Source organism: Stutzerimonas stutzeri (genome assembly GCF_038561965.1).
Taxonomy (GTDB): domain Bacteria; phylum Pseudomonadota; class Gammaproteobacteria; order Pseudomonadales; family Pseudomonadaceae; genus Stutzerimonas; species Stutzerimonas stutzeri_AA.
Genome location: NZ_CP139348.1, coordinates 2,418,509 through 2,444,657 on the forward strand (window position 1 = coordinate 2,418,509; position 26,149 = coordinate 2,444,657).

16 protein-coding genes are annotated in these 26,149 nt (G+C 62.5%); 10 read left to right on the forward strand and 6 right to left on the reverse strand.

Annotation, left to right across the window (positions count from 1 at the left end):
* Positions 1-185 precede the first annotated feature (185 nt).
* The 3 genes from SM130_RS11030 to SM130_RS11040 all read left to right on the forward strand — a co-directional run bounded on the left by SM130_RS11030 (position 186) and on the right by SM130_RS11040 (position 3,654).
* Positions 186-1,529 (forward strand): alanine/glycine:cation symporter family protein, encoded by a 1,344-nt coding sequence (locus SM130_RS11030; RefSeq protein WP_102825983.1) that lies wholly within the window; start codon positions 186-188, stop codon positions 1,527-1,529.
* A 121-nt stretch (positions 1,530-1,650) separates the two neighbouring features.
* Entirely contained in the window at positions 1,651-2,151 is a 501-nt protein-coding gene (tpx, locus tag SM130_RS11035) for a thiol peroxidase (RefSeq protein ID WP_102825982.1), read from the forward strand.
* A 315-nt stretch (positions 2,152-2,466) separates the two neighbouring features.
* Positions 2,467-3,654 carry an NAD(P)-dependent oxidoreductase gene (locus SM130_RS11040; protein ID WP_102825981.1) on the forward strand — a complete coding sequence of 396 codons (1,188 nt, stop codon included), beginning with the start codon at positions 2,467-2,469 and terminating at the stop codon, positions 3,652-3,654.
* A gap of 87 nt (positions 3,655-3,741) precedes the next feature.
* Here SM130_RS11040 and murJ read toward each other — a convergent pair whose 3' ends face one another.
* A complete protein-coding gene (murJ, locus tag SM130_RS11045; protein WP_102825980.1) occupies positions 3,742-5,208 on the reverse strand; it encodes a murein biosynthesis integral membrane protein MurJ in 1,467 nt (488 codons plus the stop codon).
* Between the two features lie 290 nt (positions 5,209-5,498).
* Here murJ and SM130_RS11050 point away from each other — a divergent pair, with 290 nt between their 5' ends.
* From SM130_RS11050 to SM130_RS11065, 4 genes are read left to right on the forward strand one after another with little or no spacing between them, the layout of a single operon-like run.
* On the forward strand, positions 5,499-6,740 hold the full coding sequence (locus tag SM130_RS11050; RefSeq protein WP_102825979.1) for an MdtA/MuxA family multidrug efflux RND transporter periplasmic adaptor subunit: 1,242 nt from the start codon (positions 5,499-5,501) through the stop codon (positions 6,738-6,740).
* Positions 6,737-9,817 (forward strand): MdtB/MuxB family multidrug efflux RND transporter permease subunit, encoded by a 3,081-nt coding sequence (locus SM130_RS11055; protein ID WP_102825978.1) that lies wholly within the window; start codon positions 6,737-6,739, stop codon positions 9,815-9,817. Before SM130_RS11050 ends, SM130_RS11055 begins: the two co-directional genes overlap by 4 nt.
* Before the next feature lie 28 nt (positions 9,818-9,845).
* The gene (locus SM130_RS11060) at positions 9,846-12,950 is read left to right on the forward strand and encodes an efflux RND transporter permease subunit (RefSeq protein ID WP_102825977.1); all 3,105 of its coding nucleotides are present in this window, start codon (positions 9,846-9,848) and stop codon (positions 12,948-12,950) included.
* Positions 12,947-14,440 carry an efflux transporter outer membrane subunit gene (locus tag SM130_RS11065; protein ID WP_102825976.1) on the forward strand — a complete coding sequence of 498 codons (1,494 nt, stop codon included), beginning with the start codon at positions 12,947-12,949 and terminating at the stop codon, positions 14,438-14,440. Before SM130_RS11060 ends, SM130_RS11065 begins: the two co-directional genes overlap by 4 nt.
* Before the next feature lie 73 nt (positions 14,441-14,513).
* Here the strand turns inward: SM130_RS11065 and SM130_RS11070 are convergent, their stop codons facing one another.
* The 5 genes from SM130_RS11070 to SM130_RS11090 form a co-directional block, all read right to left on the reverse strand.
* Positions 14,514-15,506, reverse strand: a complete 993-nt coding sequence (locus SM130_RS11070; protein WP_102825975.1) for a TRAP transporter substrate-binding protein — start codon at positions 15,504-15,506, stop codon at positions 14,514-14,516.
* Between the two features lie 147 nt (positions 15,507-15,653).
* Positions 15,654-17,102 (reverse strand): efflux transporter outer membrane subunit, encoded by a 1,449-nt coding sequence (locus SM130_RS11075; protein ID WP_102825974.1) that lies wholly within the window; start codon positions 17,100-17,102, stop codon positions 15,654-15,656.
* Entirely contained in the window at positions 17,099-20,269 is a 3,171-nt protein-coding gene (locus SM130_RS11080; RefSeq protein WP_102825973.1) for an efflux RND transporter permease subunit, read from the reverse strand. Before SM130_RS11080 ends, SM130_RS11075 begins: the two co-directional genes overlap by 4 nt.
* Before the next feature lie 98 nt (positions 20,270-20,367).
* Positions 20,368-21,597 (reverse strand): multidrug efflux RND transporter periplasmic adaptor subunit MexE, encoded by a 1,230-nt coding sequence (mexE, locus tag SM130_RS11085; RefSeq protein WP_102825972.1) that lies wholly within the window; start codon positions 21,595-21,597, stop codon positions 20,368-20,370.
* A 378-nt stretch (positions 21,598-21,975) separates the two neighbouring features.
* A complete protein-coding gene (locus tag SM130_RS11090; RefSeq protein ID WP_102825971.1) occupies positions 21,976-22,893 on the reverse strand; it encodes a LysR substrate-binding domain-containing protein in 918 nt (305 codons plus the stop codon).
* Positions 22,894-23,153: 260 nt separating this feature from the next.
* On the opposite strand from SM130_RS11090, the gene SM130_RS11095 reads away from it, so the two are divergent.
* The 3 genes from SM130_RS11095 to SM130_RS11105 all read left to right on the forward strand — a co-directional run bounded on the left by SM130_RS11095 (position 23,154) and on the right by SM130_RS11105 (position 26,147).
* Positions 23,154-24,170 carry a zinc-dependent alcohol dehydrogenase family protein gene (locus SM130_RS11095; RefSeq protein ID WP_102825970.1) on the forward strand — a complete coding sequence of 339 codons (1,017 nt, stop codon included), beginning with the start codon at positions 23,154-23,156 and terminating at the stop codon, positions 24,168-24,170.
* Positions 24,171-24,276: 106 nt separating this feature from the next.
* Complete coding sequence (locus SM130_RS11100) at positions 24,277-25,134, forward strand: SDR family oxidoreductase (RefSeq protein WP_102825969.1); 858 nt, start codon at positions 24,277-24,279, stop codon at positions 25,132-25,134.
* A gap of 53 nt (positions 25,135-25,187) precedes the next feature.
* Positions 25,188-26,147: a Ku protein gene (locus SM130_RS11105; protein ID WP_102825968.1), complete on the forward strand. Its 960-nt coding sequence runs from the start codon at positions 25,188-25,190 to the stop codon at positions 26,145-26,147.
* The last annotated feature ends 2 nt before the right edge of the window (positions 26,148-26,149 follow it).

Sequence of the window (26,149 nt, forward strand, 5' to 3'; positions counted from 1 at the left end):
GCTCTAGCACGAGTCTTGCAATGCGCCTGGCGACCTCGGCGCTGCGCATGGCTCCAGAGGCGGATCGGAATCGTCGTTACCTGGTCGCTGAAAAACCACCGCCACAAGCGTCATGTTTTTCAACGGCTCCACGGTAGCGCGACCCTAACGCGAGGGAACTCGCCTATAAGAAATAAGGTGCTCGAATGGAATTTCTGAACAACCTCGTCAATAGCGTCAACGGCCTCGTCTGGGGCCCGCCCATGCTGGTGCTGATTCTCGGTACCGGTCTGTTCCTGATGGTCATGCTCAAGTTCATGCCGCTGACCCGTATCGGCACAGGTTTCGCCCTGATGTGGCGTGGACGCGCCAAGGGTGATGCAGCGACCGGTGAAATCAGTCCGTTCCAGGCGCTGATGACGTCCCTGGCGGCAACTGTCGGGACCGGCAACATCGCAGGTGTCGCGACCGCTATCTTCCTCGGCGGCCCCGGTGCGCTGTTCTGGATGTGGTGCACCGCATTGGTCGGCATGGCGACCAAGTACTGCGAGGTCGTACTGGCGGTGCACTATCGCGAGAAGGACGACCGTGGCGAGCATGTCGGCGGCCCGATGTATGCGATCAAGAACGGCCTGGGCAAGAAGTGGCTCTGGCTCGGTACCGCTTTCTCGATCTTCGGCGGCTTGGCCGGCTTCGGCATCGGTAACATGGTCCAGGTCAACAGCATGGCGCATGCGCTGGAAACCACCTTTTCGGTGCCGTTGTGGGCAACCGGTCTGATCACCATGGTGGCCGTAGGTCTGGTGATTCTGGGTGGCATTCGTCGTATCGGCGTGGTGGCTGCATCGCTGGTTCCGTTCATGTGCCTGGCCTATCTGATTGCCGCTGCAGTGGTGTTAGTGGTCAATGCATCGGCCATTCCGGCTGCGTTCGATCTGATCTTCACTCACGCCTTCTCGCCGATTGCCGCTACCGGTGGTTTCGCCGGTGCAGCCGTCATGGCTGCGATCCGTTTTGGTGTCGCCCGCGGTATTTTCTCCAACGAAGCGGGCCTCGGTACGGCTGGTATCGCTCAAGCGGCGGGCACCACCACCAGCTCGGTGCGTTCGGGCATGATCGGTATGCTGGGTACGTTCATCGACACCATCATCGTCTGCTCGGTGACCGGTCTGGCCATCATCTGCACCGGCGTCTGGACCAGCGGCGAAAGCGGCGCGGCGCTCTCGGCAGCGGCGTTCGAGTCGGCAATGCCGGGCGTTGGCGGGATCATTCTCACCATTGCACTGGTGGTTTTTGCCTTCACGACCATCCTCGGCTGGAGTTATTTTGGCGAGAAGTGCTGGGAGTTTCTGGTCGGCACCCGGGCCATCTGGCCGTTCCGAGTGATCTGGGTTCTGGCGGTGCCGTTCGGAGCGATTGCGCAGCTCGACTTCGCATGGCTGCTGGCCGATACGCTCAACGGTCTGATGGCTATCCCGAACCTGCTCTCGCTGTTGCTGCTGAGTCCGGTGGTCGTCAAGCTGACCAAGGAATATTTCGCGCGTAGTTGATGTCCGATATCGGCCGGCGAGCGCAACCCGCGATCACCGGCTGCTCGATTCAAGTTCCAGAGCCGTGGGGCTGACTGTCCCACGGCTTTTTTCTGCCTCTGTATATCAAGGAGCCAAGCAAATGACCGAAATCACCCTGAAAGGCGCGCCCGTCCAGGTAGCCGGTGAATTCCCGCAAAAGGGTCAGCAGGCCAAGGCATTCAGCCTGGTTGGTGCTGATCTTTCCGACGTCGCGCTCTCGAGCTTCGCCGGCAAGCGCAAGATCCTCAACATTTTCCCCAGTGTCGATACGCCAACCTGCGCCACCTCGGTACGCAAGTTCAATGCTCAGGCCAATGCACTGGCAAACACCGTGGTGCTTTGCATTTCGGCGGATCTGCCGTTTGCACAGAAGCGTTTCTGCGGCGCAGAGGGTCTGGAGAACGTGATCAATCTGTCGACCATGCGCGGCGCAGAGTTTCTCGTGAACTATGGCGTGGCGATCGCCAGCGGCCCTCTGGCGGGCGTTGCAGCGCGCGCCGTCGTCGTGCTGGATGAGCAGGATCGCGTGCTGCATAGCGAACTGGTCAGCGAGATTGGCAGCGAGCCGAACTACGAGGCGGCGATCGTTTCGCTCGGCTGATTTCCGCCATCTGCCAGTACCGAACGGCGAGGCGCTCTACGGAGCACTCGCCGTTTCGTTTTCTGGCGGCAGAAATCCATCAATAAACGTTCAACCGCTTGTCGTCGTCAATTAGCACAAATGCGCGCTGGCAACTAATTTCACCTAGCCACCCGTCTCAGGAGTTCAGGGTGTGGAGAAGTCTGCAAAAGTGGCAAATAGGCAGCTTTTCAAAAATCTTTTCGCGCAGCTGCTGTCATAGCGCTGATGCCCATTGAATGGATTCATTTTATGCCTACTTCAGAGATCAAGAGAATCGGTGTTTCCGGAACCGGTATGATCGCCCACGGTATTGTGCGGTTGATCAGAAATCACTATCCGGACATGGAAATCTCCCGCGTCCTTACCCGCCGCCCGCTTTCTTCGATGGCTGACTTTCCGCTAGCGGATGTGCTCACCAACTCGCTGGATGAGTTGATCGATCACTCCGACCTCATCGTCGAGTGCAGCGGTGACGTGTTCCACGGCACAGCTGTCGTAGAACGTGCCTTCGAGGCCGGGCTGAAGGTTGTCACCGTCAATGCCGAGCTGCAGGTAACCACCGGGTCGTATCTGGCCGGTAAAGGGTTCCTGACCGAAGCGGAGGGCGACCAGCCAGGTTCCCTCGCTGCGTTGCGAGAAGATGCCCTGCAGATGGGCTTCCAGCCGCTGGTCTACGGCAACATGAAGGGCTACCTGAACCATGACCCCTCGCCCGAGGACATGGTCTATTGGGCCAACCGCCAGGGAATCAGCGTCGACCAAACGACCTCGTTTACCGACGGCACCAAGGTGCAGATCGAACAGGTGATCATCGGAAACGGCCTGGGCGGCACCATTACCCGTCAAGGTATGGAAGGGTTGGCTTCGACCAACTTGGACGATAGCGCCAGCCTGCTTGGCATGATGGCCGAGCGGGTAGGGCAGCCGATCGTCGATTACGTCATTCCATCCGGCTATTCGGCGGGTGGTGTGTTCCTGGTCGGCAAGCATGACGAGGATCAGGCGCGCGCCATCGAGTACTTCAAGCTCGGTCGCGGCCCCTTCTACACGCTGGTGCGTCCGTTCCACCTGTGCTCGCTGGAAGTCGGCAAGACGGTGCGCCGCGTGCTGAACGGCGGGGGAGTGCTGCTCAACAACTCCACCGAACCGACCCTGGGTGTTGCTGCCATCGCCAAACGCGCGATGAAACCGGGCGAACTGATCGAGCGCGGCATCGGTGGTTTCCAGTTCCGTGGCGAGGCTATCAAGCTGGCTCAGCACCCGGACCACGTACCGATCGGCTTGCTGCGCAAGACCGCCCTCAAGCGTGCCGTCGAGCCCGGTCAGATCATCACCTTCGACGACATCGACATCCTGCCGAGCCGCGCGCTGGATATCGTCATGGATCAGCGTAAACCGCGCTTGACCGAAGTCGAGAGCAAGTCCGACCGCTGGACAGCGCCGAGCATCAACACGATGGGAATGCTCGCCTTCGGCGGCTGAGCGTCACCCTTTCGAGAAAAAGGCCGCTGTCGGATGACTAGCGGCCTTTTTGTTTCTGCATGATTTCTATGCGGCCGCTAACGGCACTCAAGCCTTGCGCATGGACCAGTAACGAGGTCGGAACAGGTCACGCTCGCCGAGCAATGTCACGCCGGCGGCAAACGCTGCGAGTACCAGCCCGACATACAGGCACAACTCGATCAATCCGTGGGGCTGGGGCACGAAATGCAGCGCAACGGCCACTACGGCCGCCGTCGTCAGCCAGCGAGCCAACACCTCGACGCCTGCCCCCTTGGGAGAGGCGCGATAGACGAATAGCCCCATAAACAGCGCCTGCAACGTAGCACCACAGGAGAAGGCCAATGCCAGGCCCGAGGCGCCGTAATGTCGATAAAGTGCAGCATCCAGACCGATCGTCATGGCTGAGCTGATCAGTGTGATCACCAGGAACAGGCGGACCTGATGCTGCGCGAGCAGCGCGCGCCCCCAGAGCAAGGCGAGGCCCATAGCCGGCAGACCCAGCGCATAGATGACCATCAGCGAGGCTGTGGCCTGGGTTTGGGCGGCGCCGAACTCGCCACGCTCCAATAGCACTGAAACCACGGCGTCCGGAAAGGAACAGAGCACCACGGTCGCCGGCACCAGAAAGAGAAGCGTTGCCAGCAGCCCCTTGCGAATTACCGCTGCGTGGGCGGAATGGTCCTGGTCGTTCCAGCTGGCCGAAAACTGCGGGAACAGAACCGACAGCACCGACATTGCATACAGCGTCAGCGGTATTGTGACGATGCGGAAGGCGAACGAGAGCATGGTGATGCTGCCCTCCTCGAGATACGAGGCGAACATCCGCTCTGCCAGTATGCAGGCTTGCTGGGCACCGGCGGCCATCAGCACTGGCGCAAAGGCGAGGCCGAATTGGCTGCCGTGGCCTTTCTCCAGTGCTTGTGCTTCCCCTCGCAGGTAGCGGATACGACGGTGCTGCAAGACGATCAGGGCGATCTGAGGTAGCAGCATGCCAAGGAAGATCGCCATGCCGGTGGGTTCGAACAGCAGGATGCCGATGATCGCGCCGGCATTCAGCAGCAGGGTACGGGTCATGGGCAGGATGAACACGTTATCCATGTTCAACAACGCACCCTGACAGTACAGCGCGGCCTGCACCCCGATAAGCAGCGCGCCGACGCAAAAGACCAGCTGGCCGTTGGCAACCTGTTCGGGTGTCCAGCCCGGCGCCAGGGCATTCAGTACCCAGTAGCTGGTCAGCAGTATTACAAGGCAGGCAGCGCCGCCGAGCAGCATGATGCGCCAGTAGAGCCAGCGCGCCACGGCCTCGAACAGCGATTGCGATTGGCTGCGCAACTTCTGCAGGTATGGGATCAGCGCGTCGCGCAACGCCAGGCCAAGGAAGTTTTCGAAGAACAGCGGCAGGATCAGGGCTACGAAAATGAGGTCCGCTTCCCAGCTGAGGCCGAAAGAGCGCGCTATGAACAGGTCACGCAGAAAACCGAGAAGAAAACTGGCGACGGTGAGCGCCAGAATGACCAGCGATACATTCATTCCTTGATCCTTTGCGGCTATCGATGCGATAGCCGGTTAACGACACGACAATGTCCGATTCGACGTGCTGGCAAACCGCGCGGCCTGCTCACAGCTTTTTCTTCCTGCCTGCACAAACCCGGCGCAGCGGGAAGAACGGTAAATAGACTTAAGACCTGCGGCATGGTTCCGAGCTGACAGCATTCATCCGGGTCGACATACATGTCGATACGTAAAAATGCCGTAAAGGCACTTTGCGAGCGGTTCGCGACTGCTTATGGTTCACGCTCCTTTTCAAGCGAACACCGTTCATGTCCGAGGCTCATCCTAAATCCGCTCGTTTCAGCTTTCGCTGGCTGTTCCTTATTCTTGCCGTGGCCGCCATCGGCCTGTTGCTCTGGTGGCTATGGCCAGCGCCTCAGGAAACCCCTCAGCGCCCGGGTGGCCGACCAGGCTTCGGTGCGTTCGGCGGGCCGGTTCCCGTGCGCGTTGCCAAAGTGGAGCAGGGTGAATTCGAGGTGTTCAACAAGGCGCTCGGCAGCGTAACGCCGCTCAATAGCGTGAGTTTGCGCAGCCGTGTGGGCGGGGAGCTGGTTGAGCTGCGTTTCGAGGAGGGCCAGCGTGTCAAGAAGGGCGACCTGCTCGCTGTGATTGATCCGCGCCCGTACAAAGTGGCGTTGCAGCAGGCTGAGGGGACCTTGCAGCAGAACCGTGCCCAACTGAAGAACGCCCAGGTGGACTTCGAGCGCTATCGCGGGCTTTACGCTGACGACAGCATCGCCAAGCAGACCCTAGATACCCAGGAAGCGTTGGTCAGCCAGTACCAGGGCACACTGGCGGCGAACCAGGCGACCGTCAACGAGGCACGGCTGAACCTGGACTTCACCCAGATTCGCTCGCCCATAGACGGGCGCGTCGGCCTGCGGCAGCTCGATGTGGGCAACCTTGTCGCAGCAAACGACACCACGCCGTTGGTGGTGATTAACCAGACGCAGCCGATGTCGATCAGCTTCACGCTTCCTGAAGGCGATCTGTTGCCCGTTCTGACCCGCTACCGTCAGGGCGACAAGCTGGCCGTACAGATCTGGGATCGTGGTGAAAAGGTCATGTTCGGTGACGGCGTGCTGGAAAGCATCGACAACCAGATCGACGCCACTACCGGTACGTTGCGGCTGAAGGCGCGTTTCGATAATGAGGCCGAGCTGCTGATCCCCAATCAGTTCGTCAATGTTCGCTTGCGCGTGGAAACCCTGAGCGATGCCGTGCTGATCCCTTCGGCTGCGCTGCAATTCGGCTCACGCGGCACCTTTGCCTACGTGGTGGGTGAGGACAACAAGGTGCAGCTGCGCCTGCTCAAGGCAGGGCCAAGCAATGGCGAAACGACCGTAGTGCTCGAAGGGCTGGAGGTCGGCGAGCGCGTAGTAATGGAAGGCACCGACCGTCTGCGTGATGGCGCTGATGTCGAGGTAGTCGGCAGCCGTCGCATGGCCGAACAGGCCGCGGAGAATCCGGTATTGGGTGGTGGCGAGGCTGCGGAGCGCGAGGAGCGATGAACATCTCCCGGTTGTTCATCCTGCGGCCGGTCGCGACCACGCTGAGCATGGTCGCGATCCTGCTGGCGGGTCTGATCGCCTACAAGCTGCTGCCGGTAGCGGCACTACCGCAGGTGGACTACCCGACCATCCGGGTAATGACGCTTTACCCTGGCGCCAGCCCTGAGGTCATGACCAGCGCCGTCACCGCACCGCTGGAGCGACAGTTCGGGCAGATGCCGGGCCTTGCGCAGCTGTCATCCACCAGCTCCGGCGGCGCCTCGGTGATCACCCTGCGCTTCTCGCTGGACGTGGCGCTGGATGTCGCCGAGCAGGAAGTGCAGGCGGCGATCAACGCGGCGAACAACCTGCTGCCCAACGACCTGCCGGCACCACCGGTGTACAACAAGGTCAACCCGGCTGACACGCCTGTGCTGACCCTGGCGGTAACGTCCGACTCGCTACCACTGCCCAAACTGCATGATCTGGTCGACACGCGCATGGCGCAGAAACTGGCGCAAATCAACGGCGTTGGCATGGTCAGCATCGCCGGTGGGCAACGCCCGGCAGTGCGCATCCGCACCAATCCCGAAGCACTTGCCGCCTACGGCCTGTCGCTGGCCGATGTGCGCTCGCTGATCACCAGTTCCAACGTCAACCAGCCCAAGGGCAACTTCGACGGCCCGACCCGGGTGTCGATGCTCGACGCCAATGACCAGCTGAAGACGCCGGAGGAGTATGCCGAGCTGATCCTGACCTATCAGGATGGCGCAGCCCTACGGCTGAAGGATGTCGCCGATATCGTCGACGGCGCTGAGAACGAACGCCTCGCGGCCTGGGCCAACGAAAGCCAGGCGGTGCTGCTGAACGTCCAACGCCAACCGGGCGCCAATGTCATCGACGTGGTCGAACGCATCCAGGCGCTGCTACCGGAAGTCACGGCCAGCATGCCGGCCGGGCTCGATGTGGTCGTCCTTACCGACCGCACACAGACCATCCGTGCCGCGGTTACCGATGTACAGCATGAGCTGATGCTCGCCACCTTCCTGGTGGTGATGGTGACCTTCGTCTTCCTCAAGAAGCTCTCCGCCACGGTGATTCCATCGATTGCCGTGCCGCTGTCGCTGGTCGGCACCTTTGCAGTGATGTACGTCTGCGGCTTTTCCCTGAACAACCTGACATTGATGGCGCTGACGATCGCCACCGGCTTCGTGGTGGATGACGCCATCGTCATGCTGGAAAACATCGCGCGGCATTTGGAGGAGGGCGAGACACCGCTTAATGCGGCGCTCAAGGGCGCACGGCAGATCGGTTTTACGCTGATCTCGCTGACCTTCTCGCTGATCGCCGTGCTGATCCCGCTGCTGTTCATGCAGGACGTCGTCGGCCGGCTGTTCCGCGAGTTCGCCATTACCCTCGCCGTGGCGATTCTGATCTCGCTGGTGGTCTCGCTGACACTGACGCCGATGATGTGTGCCAAGCTGCTCAAGCCGCAGATCGCCGCCGAGGCGAAGCCCGACTGGGTCGAGCGGCTGATTGGCGGCTACTCGCGCTGGCTGACCTGGGTGCTGCGCCACCAGACGCTGACGCTGCTGGTAGCGGTCGCTACCCTGGGTCTTACCGTCGTGCTCTATCTCGCTGTGCCCAAGGGCTTCTTCCCGGTGCAGGACACCGGTGTAATCCAAGGCATCAGCGAGGCGCCGCAGTCGATTTCCTTCCGTGCCATGAGCGAACGCCAGCAGGCACTGGCGCGGGTGATCCTGGCCGATCCGTCGGTAGACAGCCTGTCGTCCTACATCGGTGTGGATGGCGATAACGTCACGCTCAACAGTGGCCGTCTGCTGATCAACCTCAAGCCCCATGGCGAGCGCGATCTGACCGCGAGCCAGATCATTGATCGTCTGCGACCGGAACTGGCCAAGGTGCCGGGCATCGAGCTGTATCTGCAGCCGGTGCAGGACCTGTCCATCGAGGATCGGGTCAGCCGCACGCAGTTCCAGTTCAGCCTGGAGACACCGGACGGCGAATTGCTGCAGGAATGGACGCCGCTGCTGGTCGAAGCGCTGCGCGAGCGCCCGGAACTGACCGATGTGGCCAGCGACCTGCAGAGCAATGGCCTGCAAATCTACCTGGACATCGACCGCGATGCCGCGGCGCGACTGGGCATTCAGGTGGCCGACATCACCGATGCGCTGTACGACGCCTTCGGCCAACGGCAGATATCCACCATCTTCACCCAGGCCAGTCAGTATCGCGTGGTGCTGGAGGCGGAAGCAGGCAATCGCCTCGGCCCGCAGGCGCTGGAGCAATTGTTCGTGCAGAGTGCAGGCGGTACGCCGGTGCGGTTGTCGAGCCTGGCGACGCTGGAGCAGCGCAATGCGCCGCTGCTGATCAATCACATCGGCCAATTTCCGGCGGTGACGCTGTCGTTCAACCTGGCTTCCGGCGTGTCGCTGGGCAAGGCAGTCGAGGTGATCGAGGCGGTCGAGCAGGAAATCGGCCTGCCGGCTGGCATCCAGACGCGTTTCCAGGGCGCCGCCGAGGCCTTCCGCGCCTCATTGTCGAGCACACTGCTGCTGATCCTGGCGGCAGTGGTGACCATGTACATCGTGCTCGGCGTGCTCTACGAGAGCTATATCCATCCGATCACGATTCTTTCCACGCTGCCCTCCGCAGCGGTTGGGGCGCTGCTCGCCTTGCTGCTGACCGGCAACGACCTTGGCCTGATCGCGATCATCGGCATCATTCTGCTGATCGGCATCGTCAAGAAGAACGCGATCATGATGATCGACTTCGCCCTGGAGGCCGAGCGGCAGCAGGGCATGAGCCCGCACGATGCGATCTACCGGGCGGCGCTGCTGCGTTTTCGGCCGATCCTGATGACCACCCTGGCGGCGCTGTTTGGTGCGATTCCGCTGATGCTGGCATCCGGCTCCGGCGCCGAACTGCGTCAGCCGCTGGGCCTGGTGCTGGTCGGCGGTCTGCTGCTCAGCCAGCTGCTGACGCTGTTCACCACGCCGGTGATCTACCTGTTCTTCGATCGCCTCGGACAGCGCTTCGGTCGTCGACGCGAGTCGCTGCAGGAGGCCGAAGCGTGAGCCGGCCTGAGATCGCGCGGGGGCAGGCATGAACCTCTCCGCGCCCTTTATCGCCCGCCCCGTGGCAACCATGCTGTTGAGCCTGGCCATTCTGTTGCTCGGCGGTGTCAGCTTCGGCCTGCTACCGGTATCGCCGTTGCCGAACATGGACTTTCCGGTGATCACCGTGCAGGCCAGCCTGCCGGGGGCGAGTCCGGAAATCATGGCTTCCAGCGTAGCGACACCGCTGGAACGATCGCTGGGCAGCATTGCCGGGGTCAGCCAGATGACCAGTCGCAGCAGCCAGGGCTCGACGCGGATCATCATCCAGTTCGACCTTGAACGCGACATCAATGGCGCTGCCCGCGACGTGCAGGCTGCCATCAATGCGGCGCGCAACCTGCTGCCCAGCGGCATGCGCAGCATGCCTACCTATCGCAAGATCAACCCGTCGCAGGCACCGATCATGGTGCTCTCGCTGACCTCCGAGGTGCTGGACAAGGCCGAGCTGTACGACATTGGCTCGACCATCCTGGCGCAGAAGCTGTCGCAGGTTTCCGGCGTTGGCGAGATCCAGGTCGGTGGCAGTTCGCTGCCGGCGGTGCGTGTCGAATTGCAACCGCAACAACTCGAACAGTACGGTGTGTCGCTGGATGAGGTGCGCCGAACCATTGCCAACAGCAACGTGCGCCGGCCCAAGGGTATGGTCGAGGACGTGGACCGCCATTGGCAGGTTCGCGCCAATGACCAGCTGCACCAGGCGGCCGATTACACACCGCTGATCATCCGCTACCAGGACGGTGCGGCATTGCGCCTGGGAGATGTCGCGAAGGTGCGCGATTCGGTGGAGGACCGCTACAACAGTGGCTTCTTCAATAACGAACAGGCCGTGCTGTTGATCGTCAACCGTCAGGCCGGCGCCAACATCATCGAAACCATCGAAGGCATCCGCCGCGAACTGCCATCACTGCAGGCGATCATGCCGGGCAGTGTCGATCTGAACGTTGCCATGGACCGCTCGCCAGTGATTCGCGCGACGCTGCACGAAGCCGAGCGCACGCTGCTGATTGCGGTGGGCCTGGTGATCGTGCTGGTGTTCCTGTTTCTCGGTCGCCTGCGCACGGCGCTGATTCCGGCGCTGGCCGTGCCGGTGTCGTTGGTTGGCACCTTTGCCGTGATGTACATGTTCGGCTTCTCGCTCAACGTGCTGTCGCTGATGGCGCTGATCCTCGCCGCCGGCCTGGTGGTGGACGATGCCATCGTGGTGCTGGAGAACATCGCACGACATATCGACGACGGCATGTCGCCGATGAAGGCGGCCTACGTCGGCACCCGCGAGGTCGGCTTCACGCTGCTGTCGATGAACCTGTCGTTGGTGGTGGTGTTCGTCTCGATTCTCTATATGGGGGGAATCGTCGAACGGCTGTTCCGCGAATTCTCCATCACCCTGGCGGCTGCGATCCTGGTTTCGCTACTGGTATCGCTGACGCTCACGCCAATGCTCTGCGCGCGCTGGCTCAAGCCACATGAGCCGGAGAAGGAAGGGCGCCTGCAGCGTTGGAGCCACGACGCCCATCAGTGGTTGCTGCGCCACTACGACCGATCGCTGAGTTGGGCGCTGCGCCACCGTCGCATCACGCTGCTGAGCCTGCTGGCGACTATCGCGCTGAACGTGGTGCTTTATGTGCAGGTGCCCAAGACGTTCCTGCCGCAGCAGGACACCGGTCAGATCACCGGCTTCATCCGCGGTGACGACGGCATGTCGTTCCAGGTCATGCAGCCGAAGATGGAGATCTTCCGCAAGGCAGTCCTCGCCGATCCGGCGGTGGAAAGCGTGGCCGGCTTCATCGGCGGGCAGGGCGGCATCAACAACGCGTTCATGATCGTGCGGCTCAAGCCCTTGGGCGAACGCGGCATCTCGGCACAGAAAGTCATCGAGCGCATTCGCAAGGAGCAGCCGAAGGTGCCGGGCGGACGGATGTTCCTCATGGCCGATCAGGATCTGCAGTTCGGCGGCGGCCGCCAGAGCAGCTCGGCCTATGCCTATACATTGCTCGCCAGCGACCTGAACGACCTGCGCACCTGGGTGCCGCAGGTGACCCGGGCGCTGTCCGAACTGCCTGAACTGACCAGCATCGACGCCAACGATGGCGAGGGCGCGCAGCAGATCAGCCTGAAGATCGATCGCGATGCGGCCAAGCGTCTGGGCATCGACATGAGCACCGTGACCACGCTGCTCAACAACGCCTTCAGTCAGCGGCAGATTTCCACCATTTACGAATCGCTCAACCAGTACCAGGTGGTGATGGAGATCGACCCCAGCTACGCACAGTACCCGGAGGTGCTGGAGCAGATTCACGTGGTGACCAGTGACGGCCGCCGCGTGCCGCTGGCCGCATTTGCCCGCTACGAGCGCAGCCTGGAGGAAGACCGCGTCAGCCACGATGGCCAGTTTGCTGCGGAGAACATCGACTTCGATCTCGCGCCCGGCGTCAGCCTCGACCAGGCAACCCTGGCCATCGAACGCGCGGTGGCGGCCATCGGCATGCCCAGTGAGGTGCAGGGCCGCCTCGGCGGCACCGGCAGTGCCTTCGAGAGCACCCAGCAAGGCCAGCCACTGATGATTCTCGGCGCCTTGCTGCTGGTCTACATCGTGCTGGGCATTCTTTACGAGAGCTACATCCACCCGCTGACGATTCTGTCGACACTGCCCTCGGCAGGCGTGGGCGCCTTGCTGGCAATCATCCTCACCGGTGACCAGTTCAGCCTGATCTCACTGCTCGGACTGTTTCTGCTGATCGGCGTGGTAAAGAAAAACGCGATCCTGATGATCGACCTGGCCCTGCAGTTCGAGCGTCAGGACAAGCTGTCGCCGGCCGACTCGATCCATCGTGCCTGCCTGCTGCGCTTCCGTCCGATCCTGATGACCACCATGGCCGCAATTCTTGGCGCATTACCGTTGCTGCTTGGCGGCGCGGAGGGTGCCGAGATGCGTCAGCCGCTCGGCCTGACCATCATTGGCGGGCTGCTGCTGAGCCAGATCCTTACGCTCTACACCACGCCGGTGGTTTACCTCTACCTGGACCGCCTGCGTCATCGTTTTAACAGCTGGCGCGGTGTACGCACCGATGCCGCCCTGGAAAACTCGCTATGAATTCGCCGTCGCTGAACCCTTCATCGCTGAAGCATACCCTGCGTCCCCTCGCGGTTGCCGTGCTCGCCCTGTCATTGGGAGCCTGCACGCTGGGCCCCAACTATCAAAGGCCGGACCTGACGGTAGCCAGCGAATTCAAGCAGGCCGAAGGTTGGAAACAGGCTGCGCCAGCCGATGTGCTGCAACGCGGCGAGTGGTGGCGGCTGTACGGCGATGCCGAACTCGATGCCCTGGTGGCCCGGCTGAATGTCTCCAACCAGAACATCGCTGCGGCCGAGGCGCAGTTCCGCCAGGCGCGGGCGTTGGTCCGCGGCGCGCGATCGCAGCTGTTTCCGGTGCTGTCCGGCAGCGCTGGCGTTAGTCGTTCGGCTCAGGGCAGCGGTAGCACCAACAGCACCGGTACTGCGTTCAATGGCGGAGTGGGTGAAAGCTACGAGGCAGGCCTGAGCGCGTCCTGGCAGGCCGATGTGTGGGGTCGTCTGCGTCGCAATCTGGAAGCCAATCGCGCCACCATGCAGGCCAGCGCCGCCGACCTCGCTGCCGCTCGGCTCAGCCTGCAAGCGGAACTGGTACAGACCTATCTACAGCTGCGGGTGATCGACGAACACCAGCGGCTGCTCGATCAGACGGTCGAAGCCTATGCACGTTCGCTGCGCCTGACCGAAAACCAATACCGCGCCGGCATCGTGCCCAGGTCCGACGTCAGCCAGGCGCAGACCCAGCTCAAGAGCACTCAGGCACAGGCCATCGACCTTCGCTGGCAACGGGCGCAGATGGAGCACGCGATTGCGGTGCTTGTTGGCGTGGCGCCATCGGAACTGGGCATCGCCGCACGCGACGACATTCCGCCATTGCCGGCAGTACCGCTCGCCGTGCCATCGCAATTACTGGAACGCCGGCCGGATATCGCCTCTGCCGAGCGCCAGGTTATCGCGGCGAATGCCAACATCGGTGTGGCCGAGGCTGCCTGGTATCCGGACCTGACACTTTCAGCCAGCGGCGGCTATCGCAACAGCAGCTTCAGCGACCTGTTCAGCGTGCCCAATCGGTTCTGGTCGCTTGGCCCGCAACTCGCGCTGACACTGCTCGATTTCGGAGGACGGCGTGCCGAACTGGAGCGCGTCGAAGCCAGTTATGACCAGACCGTGGCGAACTATCGGCAGACGGTGCTGAACAGCTTCCGCGAGGTCGAGGATTACCTGGTGCAGCTGCGTGTGCTGGAAGAGGAGGCGGTGGTTCAGCGTGAGGCGCTCGAGGCCGCGCAGGAATCGCTGCGTCTGATCGAGAACCAGTATCGGGCGGGTACCGTGGACTTCCTCAGCGTGGTGACGGTACAGACCACTGCTTTGAACAACCAACGGACCAACCTGACGTTGCTCGGCAATCGGCTCACCGCCAGTGTGCTGCTGATCGCCGCGCTGGGCGGTGGCTGGGACAGTGTGCAGCTGGAGCAACAGCCAACGCTTTCGGCGACACCCACCGCGCCCTGAGCGTTACCGCCTTTCGCCGCCCAATAAAAAGCCCCGCCTGATTGGCGGGGCTTTAGCGACATCACTTCGTAGGTCAGTTGCGCTGTTTGCGGTTGACCGTTTCGGCAGCCTTGATGATGTCCGCACCTATAATTGGCTCGAACTGTTGCCATACCGGGCGCATCGCTTCACGCCAGCGTTCGCGCTCTTCCGGCGTCAGCGTGGCGATTTCCGAGGTGCCGGCCTGGCGAATCCGCTCGCGGTCGGCCCTGTTCAGTTCTTCGGCCTCGCGATTCACCATGAAGCTGACTTCATCAAGGATCGCTTCAAGCTCGAAACGGACCTTGTGCGGCATGCTCATCCAGAAGCGCGTATTGCTTACCACCATGTAGTCGAGCACACCGTGATCGGTCTCGACGATGTAGGGCTGCACGGTGTGCATCTTCTTGCTGTAGATGTTCGACCAGGGGTTCTCGGCACCTTGCACGGTGCCGGCGCGCAGGGCGTCGTAAGCATCGGCGAAGGGGATCTTCTGGGTCGACGCGCCAACGGCACCGAACTGCGCCTCGAGCACGGCCGAAGGCTGGATTCTGAAGCTCAGGCCCGCAGCGTCGCTCGGCTGGCGCAGCATGCGCGTTGCCGATAGCTGCTTCATGCCGTTGTGCCAATAAGCAAGACCGGTGATGTTCTTGTCTTCCATCGAACGCAGCAGCTGCTTGCCCTTGGTGCGTTTCTGAAAGCGATTGACCGCCTCGATATCGTCGAACAGGAATGGCAGGTCGAACACCTGTAGCTGTTTGGTGTACTGCTCGAACTTGGCCAGCGACGGTGCCAGCAGCTGGACTTCGTCGTTGCGCAGCGCCTCCAGCTCAGTGGCATCGCCGAACAGCGTCGAGTTGGGATAGACCTCGACGCGTACCTGACCAGGCATTCGCTCTTCTGCGAGGCGCTTGAACATCAGCGCACCCTTGCCCTTGGGTGTGTCGTCGGCCACTACGTGGGAAAACTTGATGACGATGGGCTCTGCCTGGGCACAAGCGCTGGCGACCGCCAGCAAGAGCCCGGCAAGAGTAATGATCGGCTTCATGAAAGACTCTTTATTCTGGTTGGTTGGCAGTGCATCCATGCGGACCGACCGCTAGGACGCGTCTAGGCTTTCAGCCGCTCCTTATGCCAAAGATAGGTGACGACTGAAAGCGCTTTCCCCAACCAACCCGACGGGAGCGGCACCGTGTCACAGTTTTGCCTGCTGTCCCTCCGCGGGTGCCTGATCCACAGCCCTAGACTGCAGTGATTGATCGCTAACCTCCCATCCGCCACCAAGCGCCTTGTATACCGCGACCACGCCGCGATAGAGCTCGACCTCGGCTTGCGCCTGGGCATCCTCGGCGGTAAGGCGTTCGCGTTCGGCGTCCAGCAGCACGAGGAAATCGGCGGTGCCTTCGCGATAGCGGATTTCCGCCTGCTGCGCTGCGGCCCGACTGGCCGTGGACTGACGCAGCAGCGAGAGCAAGCGCTGCTGGGCATTGGCGTAATCGCTGAAGGCATTCTCCGACTCTTCCAGTGCCAGCAGGACCTGTTGCTCATAGCTGGCCAACGCCGCATCGGCATCGGCTTCGGCGCCGCGCAGACGGGCCCGCACACTGCCCAGGTCGAACGCGGCCCAGCTGATGCTTGGCGCAACGCCCCAGGCCTGCGCGGCGCTGGAACCGATCTGCGAACCGCGCCCGGCGATAAAACCAAGGAATCCGGACAGGCTGACCCGCGGAAACAGATCGGCAGTAGCCACGCCGACATCTGCCGTAGCGGCCGCCAGCTGGCGTTCCGCGGCGCGAATATCCGGCCGCCTGCGCAGCAGTTCGCCCGGGTCACCAATCGGCAAGGCCTTGGCGATAGCCGGCAAGTCACGTGGCGAAAGGTCGACGCTAAGCTGGTCCGCACGCTGGCCGAGCAGGGTTGCGATGCGGTTACGCGCGCGCGCCTGCTGCGCCTGCAACTGCGGCAGGCTCGATTCGGTAGCGGCCAGCCGCGCATCGGCGCGCAGCACATCCAGTTCGCTGCCGACGCCCACTTCGCGTAACTGTTCGGTCAGCTCATGGGAGTTGCGCTGATTGGCCAGGTTGTCGCGGGCTATGCGTTCGCGCAGCTGCGCGCCGCGCAGCTGGCCGTAGGCGTCCACTAGCTCGGCAATCAGGCTGACCTGTAGCTGGTAGAGCTCGGCCTCGACGGCATCGGCCTGTGCTTCGCTGGCTTCCAGACGTCGTTGAATCCGGCCGAAGAGGTCGAGTTCCCACGCCATATCCAAGCCGAGGTCGTAGCGCTCGGTATTGACGCGCCGCTCGCTGAAGCCAGGCTGTTGTGCCTTGCCGATGTCAGCGCTGGCACCGGCGGTGACTGTGGGCAGTCGATCATTGCTGACGTCGTCACGGATCGCCCGCGCCGCACGCAGACGTGCATAGGCGATGCGCAGTTCGCGGTTCTCGGCCAGGGCTTCGCCGACCAGGGCATCCAGCGTCGGGTCTTCGAACTGATGCCACCAGGTTGCTTCGAAGCGCGAGCGGTCGTATTCGTCAGTGGCTGCAAGGCCGATGCTTGCCGGTTCAGGTTGCGGCGCCCGGTAATCCGGGCCGACCGCACAAGCGCTCAGTGCCAGAGAGAGCAAGGAAAGGGCGAAGAACTTCATGCCTGAACCTCCTTGTAAACCGCCTTGCGGGCTTCGCGCTTCTCGACGAAGGCGCGAATCACCAGATAGAACACCGGGGTCAGCAGCAGACCGAAGAAGGTCACACCGAGCATGCCACTGAATACCGCGACACCCATGGCATGGCGCATCTCGGCGCCGGCTCCGCTGGAGAGCACCAGCGGCACCACGCCCATGATGAACGCGAAGCTGGTCATCAGGATTGGTCGCAAACGCAGGCGGCAGGCTTCCAGAATCGCGGCCAGCCGGTCCATGCCTTCTTCCTGCTTGTCCTTGGCGAACTCGACGATGAGGATGGCGTTCTTGCACGCCAGACCGACCAGCACGATCAGGCCGATCTGGGTGAACACGTTGTTGTCGCTACCGGCCAGGATCACCCCGGTGATGGCCGAAAGCAGCGTCATCGGCACGATCAGGATCACCGCCAGCGGCAGACTCCAGCTCTCGTACTGTGCAGCCAGCACCAGGAAGGCCAGCAGCACGCAGAGCGGGAATACGAATATCGCGGTATTGCCGGCGAGAATCTGCTGGTAGGTCAGCTCGGTCCATTCGTAGCTCATGCCGTTCGGCAACTCAGCCTTGAGCAGGCGCTCCATGGCCGCCTCGGCTTGGCCGGAGCTATAGCCCGGTGCGGCTGCGCCGTTGATTTCGGCAGTGAGGAAGCCGTTGTAATGCATCACCCGGTCCGGACCGGCGCTGTCGGTGACATTGACGAAGGTCGACAGCGGGACCATTTCGCCGCGGTTGTTGCGCACCTTCAGCTGGCCGATCTGCTCGGGTGCCAGGCGGAACTTCTGGTCCGCCTGAACATTGACCTGGTAGGTACGGCCGAAGCGGTTGAAGTCGTTGGCGTACAGCGAGCCGAGGTAGACCTGCATGGTGTCGAAGATCTCGTCGATCGGCACGCCATGGGTCTTGGCCTTCTCGCGGTCGATATCGGCATCCACCTGCGGCACGTTGACCTGGTAGCTGGTGAACAGGCCGGCCAGTTCGGGATAGTCCGCGCTCTTGGCGATGACGTTTTGCACCTGGTTGTAGAGCTCTTCGTAGCCGAGGTTGCCACGATCCTGCACCTGCACGCGGAAGCCGCCGATGGTGCCCAGCCCTTGTACGGGCGGCGGCGGGAAGATCGCGAGATAGGCTTCCTGAATACCGCTGAACTGACCGTTGAGCTCGGCGGCTATTGCCCCGGCGGACATGCTTTCGTCCTTGCGCAGGCCGAAGTCCTTCAGGGCGACGAAGACGATGCCGCTATTCGGGCTGTTGGTGAAGCCGTTGATCGACAGCCCCGGAAAGGCAATGGTGTTTTCCACGCCTGGGTGTTTGCCGGCGATTTCGGACATTTTCTTGATCACATCCTCGGTGCGGTCCAGCGTGGCGGCGTCCGGCAGCTGGGCAAATGCGACCAGATACTGTTTGTCTTGCGGCGGCACGAAGCCGGTCGGCGTGCTGGCGAAACCCATGTAGCCGAGGCCGACCAGGCCGACATAAACCACCAGCGCGATGCCGGTGCCACGCAGGATGCGCCGCACCAGGCCGACATAGCCGTGGCTGGCGCGATCGAACATGCGGTTGAACGGCGCGAACAGCCAGCCGCCGAAGATTCGATCAAGCAGACGCGAGAAGCCATCTTTTGGCGCGTCGTGCGACCTGAGGAGCGCAGCGGCCAACGCCGGCGAAAGAGTCAGCGAGTTGAACGCCGAGATCACGGTGGAGATGGCGATGGTCAGCGCGAACTGCTGGTAGAACTGCCCGGTGAGGCCCGAAATGAACGCGGTCGGGATGAACACTGCGCAGAGTACGAGGGCCGTGGCGATGATCGGCCCGGTCACTTCCTTCATGGCCTGGCGGGTCGCTTCCTCCGGAGACTTGCCGAGGCCGATGTTGCGCTCGACGTTTTCCACCACGACGATGGCGTCGTCCACCACGATGCCGATTGCCAATACCAGGCCGAACAGCGACAGCGCGTTCAGCGAGAAACCGAGCATGTGCATGACCGCGAAGGTGCCGATCAGCGACACCGGCACGGCGGCCAGCGGGATGATCGAGGCGCGCCAGGTCTGCAGGAACAGGATGACCACCAGCACTACCAGCACGATGGCCTCGAGCAGGGTATGCACCACGGCTTCGATGGAGCCACGCACGAAGATGGTCGGGTCGTAGACGATCTCGTAATCCACGCCTTCCGGGAAATCGCGTTTCAGCTCGGCCATGCGCGCGCGCACCGAGTCGGAGATTTCGATGGCGTTCGAACCCGGCCGCTGGAACACCGGAATGGCCACTGCGGGCTGGTTGTTCAGCAGCGAACGCAGCGCGTACTGACTGGAACCCAGCTCGACGCGGGCGATGTCTCGCAGGCGGGTGATCGAGCCGTCTTCACCAGCGCGGATGATGATGCTTTCGAATTCCTCCTCGGTGACCAGCCGGCCCTGGGTATTGATCGACAGCTGGAAGTCCGTCGCACCGGGTGCTGGCGGAGCGCCCAGCGAACCCGCGGCGACCTGGCGATTCTGCTCGCGGATCGCATTGACCACGTCCGACGCGGTGAGGTTGCGCGACGCGACCTTCTCCGGGTCGAGCCAGACGCGCAGGGAGTAATCGCCCATGCCGAACAGCTGCACATCACCGATGCCGTCCAGCCGCGCCAGCTCGTCCTTGACGTTGAGCGCGGCGTAGTTGGACAGGTAGAGCATGTCGTAGCGCTGATCCGGCGAGGTCAGGTGCACCACCATGGTTAGGTCCGGCGACGCTTTGTCGACGGTCACGCCGAGGCGCTGCACCTCGGTGGGCAAGGTCGGCATGGTGCGCGTGACGCGGTTCTGCACCTGCACCTGGGCATTGTCCAGATCAGTGCCCAGGCCAAAGGTGATGGTCAGGGTCAGCTTGCCGTCGGCAGTCGCCTGGGACGACATATAGAGCATGCCCTCGACGCCGGTGATGGCCTGTTCCAGCGGTGAAGCCACGGTTTCGCCGATCACCTTGGGGTTGGCGCCGGGGAAGTTGGCACGCACCACCACGGTGGGCGGAACGACTTCGGGGTATTCGCTGATGGGCAGCTGGAACAGCGAGATGGCCCCGCCGATGAGGATCACCAGCGACAGCACGGCGGCGAAAATCGGCCGTTTGATGAAGAATTGCGAGAAATTCATGGCGCACTCCGGGGTAGGGCGCGCGTCTGGCACCCTGGCGGATCGATCGGATTGGCGCGGCTGGCGCGCCGGAGTTCAAGGCAGGTGCGGGGTAATGCTTAGCTGCTCGGGCGCTGGGCCACCGCACGTTCGACGACCTGCGGTTTCATCGCTTCGCTGATTGCACGGTTCTGCTGGCGCAACGTGGCGAGGGTTTCGGCGTCGGCCATCGGTACCGACTCCGGTTGCACCGAGCTACCCGGCCGTACCCGTTGCAGGCCGTTGACTACGATGCTTTCGCCCTTGGCCAGGCCGCTGCGCACGATGCGCAGCCCCTCGAGCTTGGGACCGAGCTCGACCGGGCGGTAGGCGACAGTGCCGTCTTCGGCCAGTACCAGAACGAACTTCTTGCCCAGATCCGTACCGACGGCGACGTCCTTGATCAGCACGGCGTCGTAGGTGGCGCTGCCGACCAGCTTGAGCCGGGCGTACAGGCCGGGGGTGAAGCTGCCGTCACGGTTGTCGAACACAGCGCGGCCACGGATGGTGCCGGTACGTGGGTCGACCTGGTTGTCGACGAAGTCCATGCGGCCCTGATGCGGGTGGCCGTCTTCGCTGGACAGGCCGAGGTAGACAGGCGTCGTCTCGCCACGGTCGCCATTTCGCGCCAGCTCACGGTATTTCAGGTAGGTACGCTCGTCCGCTTCGAAATAGGCATACACCTTGTCGGTGGAGACCAGCGTGGTAAGCAGCGCCTCGCCAGCGTTGACCAGGTTGCCGGAGGTAATCAGCGCACGGCCTACGCGGCCGTCAATGGGTGCGGTCACGCGGGTGAAGGAGAGGTCCAGTTGAGCGCGGTCCAGCTGCGCCTGGATCGCCGCCGTCGCCGAACGGGCTTCGCTGGCCGCACTGACGCGGGCATCGGCCAGTTCTGCTGAAATTGCATTTTTCTGCCGTAACCGTTCGCCGCGTTCGGCTTCGGCCACCGTGCGCTGCTGGATGGCACGGGCCTGTTGCAGCTGGGCCTGCAAACGCTTGACCTCAGCCTGGAACGGGCGCGGGTCGATCTGGAATAGCAGGTCGCCTTTGTTGACCAGTGCGCCTTCCTCGAAGGCTACCTTGTCGATGAAGCCGGACACGCGTGGGCGAATCTCGACCGACTGGGGCGCTTCCAGGCGACCGGTGAGCTCGTCCCACTCAGTCACCTGCTGTTCGATGACCTCCGCGACGCTGACGGCGGGCGGTGGCATTCCCGATTGAGTGGCCTCCGGTGCCTTGCCACAGGCGGCGGTGATTAGCACCGTCAGGGCAATAAGGGGAAAACGCAAGGCGCTGAACGAACGTTCCATGCTTGACTCCGCAAGTCGGATTTGTTGATGGCAGGAGTCTGCTCGGTCAAGTTGATCAGCAGAAATCGAATGAGGCGAAGGTGAATATCATTGGCGATGATGTTTGCGTATTCGGTATCGACGATGGGCGAGGTCCGCGTTAATCCGAGCCCACCGTGGTGTTCACTTGATGCGCGCTTGGTGGGCTGAAGCTCACCTTACGGGGAGGATGATGGTTGGTGGTCCTGCTCCCCTAGCAAGCGCTTCAAATACGGCGCTGTGTGCCGTAGAGGTTTCACAGACAACGGCAGCGAACAGGCTTTTGTAGCGCGGGCTTAGCTCACCAAGGGAATCACGGCGCTCGCCGGGATGAAGCTAGGGGACATTGGGCAAAGGCCCTCAGAGACTATCTGGATCGCCGACGAACATCTGGATACGCGAACGCAGCCAGCGCTCGGCGGGGTCGTTGTCCTGGGCTCCGCGCCAGGCCATGGACAGTTCGAAGTCCTGGCTGGTCTGGAATGGCAGCGGCTCGGCACGTACGCCGCCATTGGCCGCCAGCGCGGCTGCGGCGTAATCCGGGACGGTGGCGACGATGTCGGTGCCGGCGAGCAGGCTGGCCAGGCCATTGAACTGCGGCACCGCCAGCACCACCTTGCGTTTGCAGCCGTGCAGGGCCAGTTCCTCGTCGATGTAGCCATTGAGATCGCCAGCGAACGAAACCATGGCATGCGGACGGCTGCAGTAGTCCTCCATGCTCAGGCGGCCGGGAATGCTGTCGGCGCGCAGCAGCATCGGCTTGGGCCGGCGCAGCACCTTGCGTTTGGAATTGGCCGGCAGCTCCTCGGTGTAGCAGACGCCCACGGAGATCTCGCCGGAGGCCAGCAGGCCGGGCATCAGCAGATAGTTGGCTCGGCGCACCACCAGCACCACATCCGGCGCCTCGGCGCGCAGGCGGCGCAGCAACGGCGGCAGCAGGGCGAACTCGACCTCATCGGTCAGGCCGATGCGAAACACCTGAGTACTGGTGGCGGGGTCGAAGGTCGAGGCACGGCTCACCGCAGTGGAAATGGAATCCAGCGCTGGCGATAACAACTGCGCTATTTCCAGCGCGCGGGCGGTGGGCTCCATGCTGCGGCCGGTACGGACGAACAGCGGATCGTCGAACAGCGTGCGCAATCGCGCCAGCGCCGCACTGATCGCCGGCTGGCCGAGAAAGAGTTTTTCCGCAGCACGCGTCACGCTGCGCTCGTGCATCAGCGTTTCGAATACGATCAGCAGATTGAGGTCAACACGGCGAAGGTCGTTGCGATTCATACTGGTTCACGTCGAGCCTGCGGCCGGAACAAGAGGCGTCCAGCACTGGAGGTATTGGCATTCTAGACAGCTTCGGCTGACAACGGCATGCCCGATCCCGCTTTCAAAATGCACAAAGCTGCAATGCACTGGCGAAGATACATACGCGGCTCCATCATTACGGCGCATGGGGACTATCGATGGGAATCCACGTCGTCGGCTGGAGTTGTGACGATACTGACGATAGAGTCCATTTGCACAGTAGTAAGTGAGGGGTCGAAATGTCCCGCATCATCCGTTTTCATCAGTTCGGTCCGGCCGACGTGTTGCGCCACGAGGAGCGCGCGGTGCCGGTTGCCGGCCCAGGCGAGGTACTGATCGGCGTTCGCGCCATCGGTGTTAGCTGGAATGACGTGCTCTGGCGCCAGGATCTTGCGCCACGGCACGCCCGCCTGCCTGCCGGGCTCGGCAGCGAAGTGGCGGGCGAGGTGCTGGCAGTGGGCGAGGGCGTTCAGGGCTTCAGCGTCGGCGATCAGGTAGCAGGCTTTCCGGCCCACGACCTCAATCAATATCCGCTCTATGCCGAACACGCATTGCTGCCGCAACAGGCGCTGGTGCACTACCCGGATATGCTCGACGCCAGCGAGGCGGCAATCCATTACACGCCGATGCTGGTCAGCTACTTCGCGCTGGTCGAACTGGCGCAGCTGGAGCCGGGCCAGTACGTGCTGATCAACCAGGCCGCGCACTGCACCGGGCCGGCGGCGGTACAGTTGGCCAAGGCGCTGAGCGGACGGGTGATTGCCACCTGCGACACCGCAGCGGACCGCGACTATTTACGCGAGCTGGGTGCCGAGACGGTAATCGTCACCGAAGAGGAAGACTTGGTCGGCCGCCTGCAAAAGGTGACTGCAGGCCGTGGTGTAGACGTGGTGCTCGATGCCTGCGGCGGCTCCCAGATGAAGCTGCTCGGAGACGTGATGGCGCCGCTGGGCAAGCTGATCCTCTACGGCATGAACGGCGGCAACGAGACGGCGCTACCGGTTTGCGCGGCGTTCAAGAAGAACTTCAAGTTTTTTCTGCATTGCTTGTGCGACTTCACCGGGCAGCCGGAACTTGGCATCGAGCAGAACCGCGAAGCGGTTGAGCGCGCGCTGCAACATATCAACCAGCTCACCGCCGACCGCTTGGTCCGCCCGCAGGTCGATCGCCAGTTTCCGTTCGAACAGGCGGTTGAGGCTCACCAGTATGTCGAAAGCGGCGTACCCCGCGGTCGCGTCGTACTGACCCTGAACTGACCCAGCAAGGGCCCTGCACGGGGCCCTCTCATCGCCCCACAGAAACTTTTCTCCCGCCGTTCCAGTCCTCCGAAGACAGGCTCACAACCTTGACGGAGGATTTTTCATGGCCAACGAAAACCAGATCCAGCCCCCTCAGGAGCAACCCGAACCGGGCAAGGAAGGGCTGATGAATCCGCGCCCGGAATATCGCGGCGAAGACTACAAGGCCGCAGGCAAGCTCGAAGGCAAGACCGCCATCATCACCGGTGGTGACAGCGGCATCGGCCGTTCGGTGGCGGTGCTGTTCGCCCGTGAAGGCGCCGACGTGGCGATTCTCTACCTCGACCAGCATCAGGACGCCGAGGAAACCCGCAAGGTCGTCGAGCAGTACGGCCGCCGTTGCCTGACGTTCGCTGGCGATGTGGCCGACCGCGACGTCTGCCGCAAAGTCGTCGACGAGACACTGGCGCAATTCGGCCAGCTCGACGTTCTGGTCAACAACGCCGCCGAACAGCATCCGCGAGACCGCTTCGAGGACATTCCACCGGAGCAGTGGGAAAAGACCTTCCGCACCAACGTTTTCGGCATGTTCCAGATGACTCAGGTGGCGTTGCCGCATCTGAAGGAAGGCGCTGCCATCATCAATACGAGTTCGGTGACCGCCTACAAGGGCAACCCGATGCTGATCGACTACTCCTCGACCAAGGGCGCCATCGTTGCCTTTACCCGATCGTTGTCCATGGGCCTGGCCGAGCGCGGCATCCGGGTCAATTCCGTGGCCCCCGGCCCTATCTGGACGCCATTGATTCCGTCCACGTTCGATGCAGACAAGGTGGCTGAATTCGGCGGCAATGTGCCGCTCAAGCGACCCGGCCAGCCGGAGGAAGTAGCGCCTGCCTACGTCTACCTGGCGAGCAGCGATGCGGCCTACGTCAGCGGACAGGTCATCCACGTCAACGGTGGCACCGTGGTCAACGGCTGACCCATTGCCGGGCCAGCGAATGGCCCGGCCACATCAACGCTTGGAGAACGACCATGCCACGCACGATCTGGAAAGGCGCTGTCAGTTTCGGACTGGTACATATCCCGGTAGCTCTGGTGCCGGCTACCTCCCGCCAGGGCATCGACTTCGACTGGCTGGACAAACGCAGCATGGACCGGGTCGGCTACAAGCGCATCAACAAGACTACTGGCGACGATATTCAGAGCGAAAACATCGTCAAGGGCGTCGAGTACGAGAAGGGTCACTACGTGGTGATCAGCGATGACGAGATCAAGTCAGCGCACCCCAAGGCCACCCAAACCGTCGATATCGTCGCCTTCGTCGACGCCAAGGACATCTCCTTTCTCTACATCGACACGCCGTACTACCTGACGCCGGACCGGCGCGGTGAAAAGGTTTATGCACTGCTGCGCGAGACACTGATCCAGACTGGCAAGGTCGGCATCGCCAACGTGGTGCTACGCAACAAGCAGCATCTGGCGGTGGTGATGCCGCTGGGCAAGGCGCTGGTGATGAACACCCTGCGCTGGGCCGACGAAGTGCGCGGCATCGAGTACCTGGAGCTGAAGGACGAGGCGCTCGATCCGGATCTGGCCGACCGAGAACTGGATATGGCCAAGCGGCTGGTCGAAGACATGACCGAGAAATGGAAGCCGGAACAGTACAAGGACACTTTCCAGGATCAGATCATGGACCTGGTCGAGAAGAAGGCTCGCGAAGGCAAGCTGGAAGCGGTCGGCGGACCGGAAGAAGCAGTGGACCGTCGTTCGGCGGATGTCATCGACCTTACCGAACTGCTCAAGCGCAGCCTCGCCGGCAAGCCGGGCAAGTCGCGTGCGGCCAGCGATGACGACGAGGCGGACGACACGTCGGAAAAGGCACCGGCCAAGCCGAAGACGACGAGCAAGGCCAAGACCAGCAAATCGACCGCATCTTCGAGCACGCGCAAGGCGCCGGCTGCGGCTAGCAAATCCAGCAAGAAAGCCGGCTGATC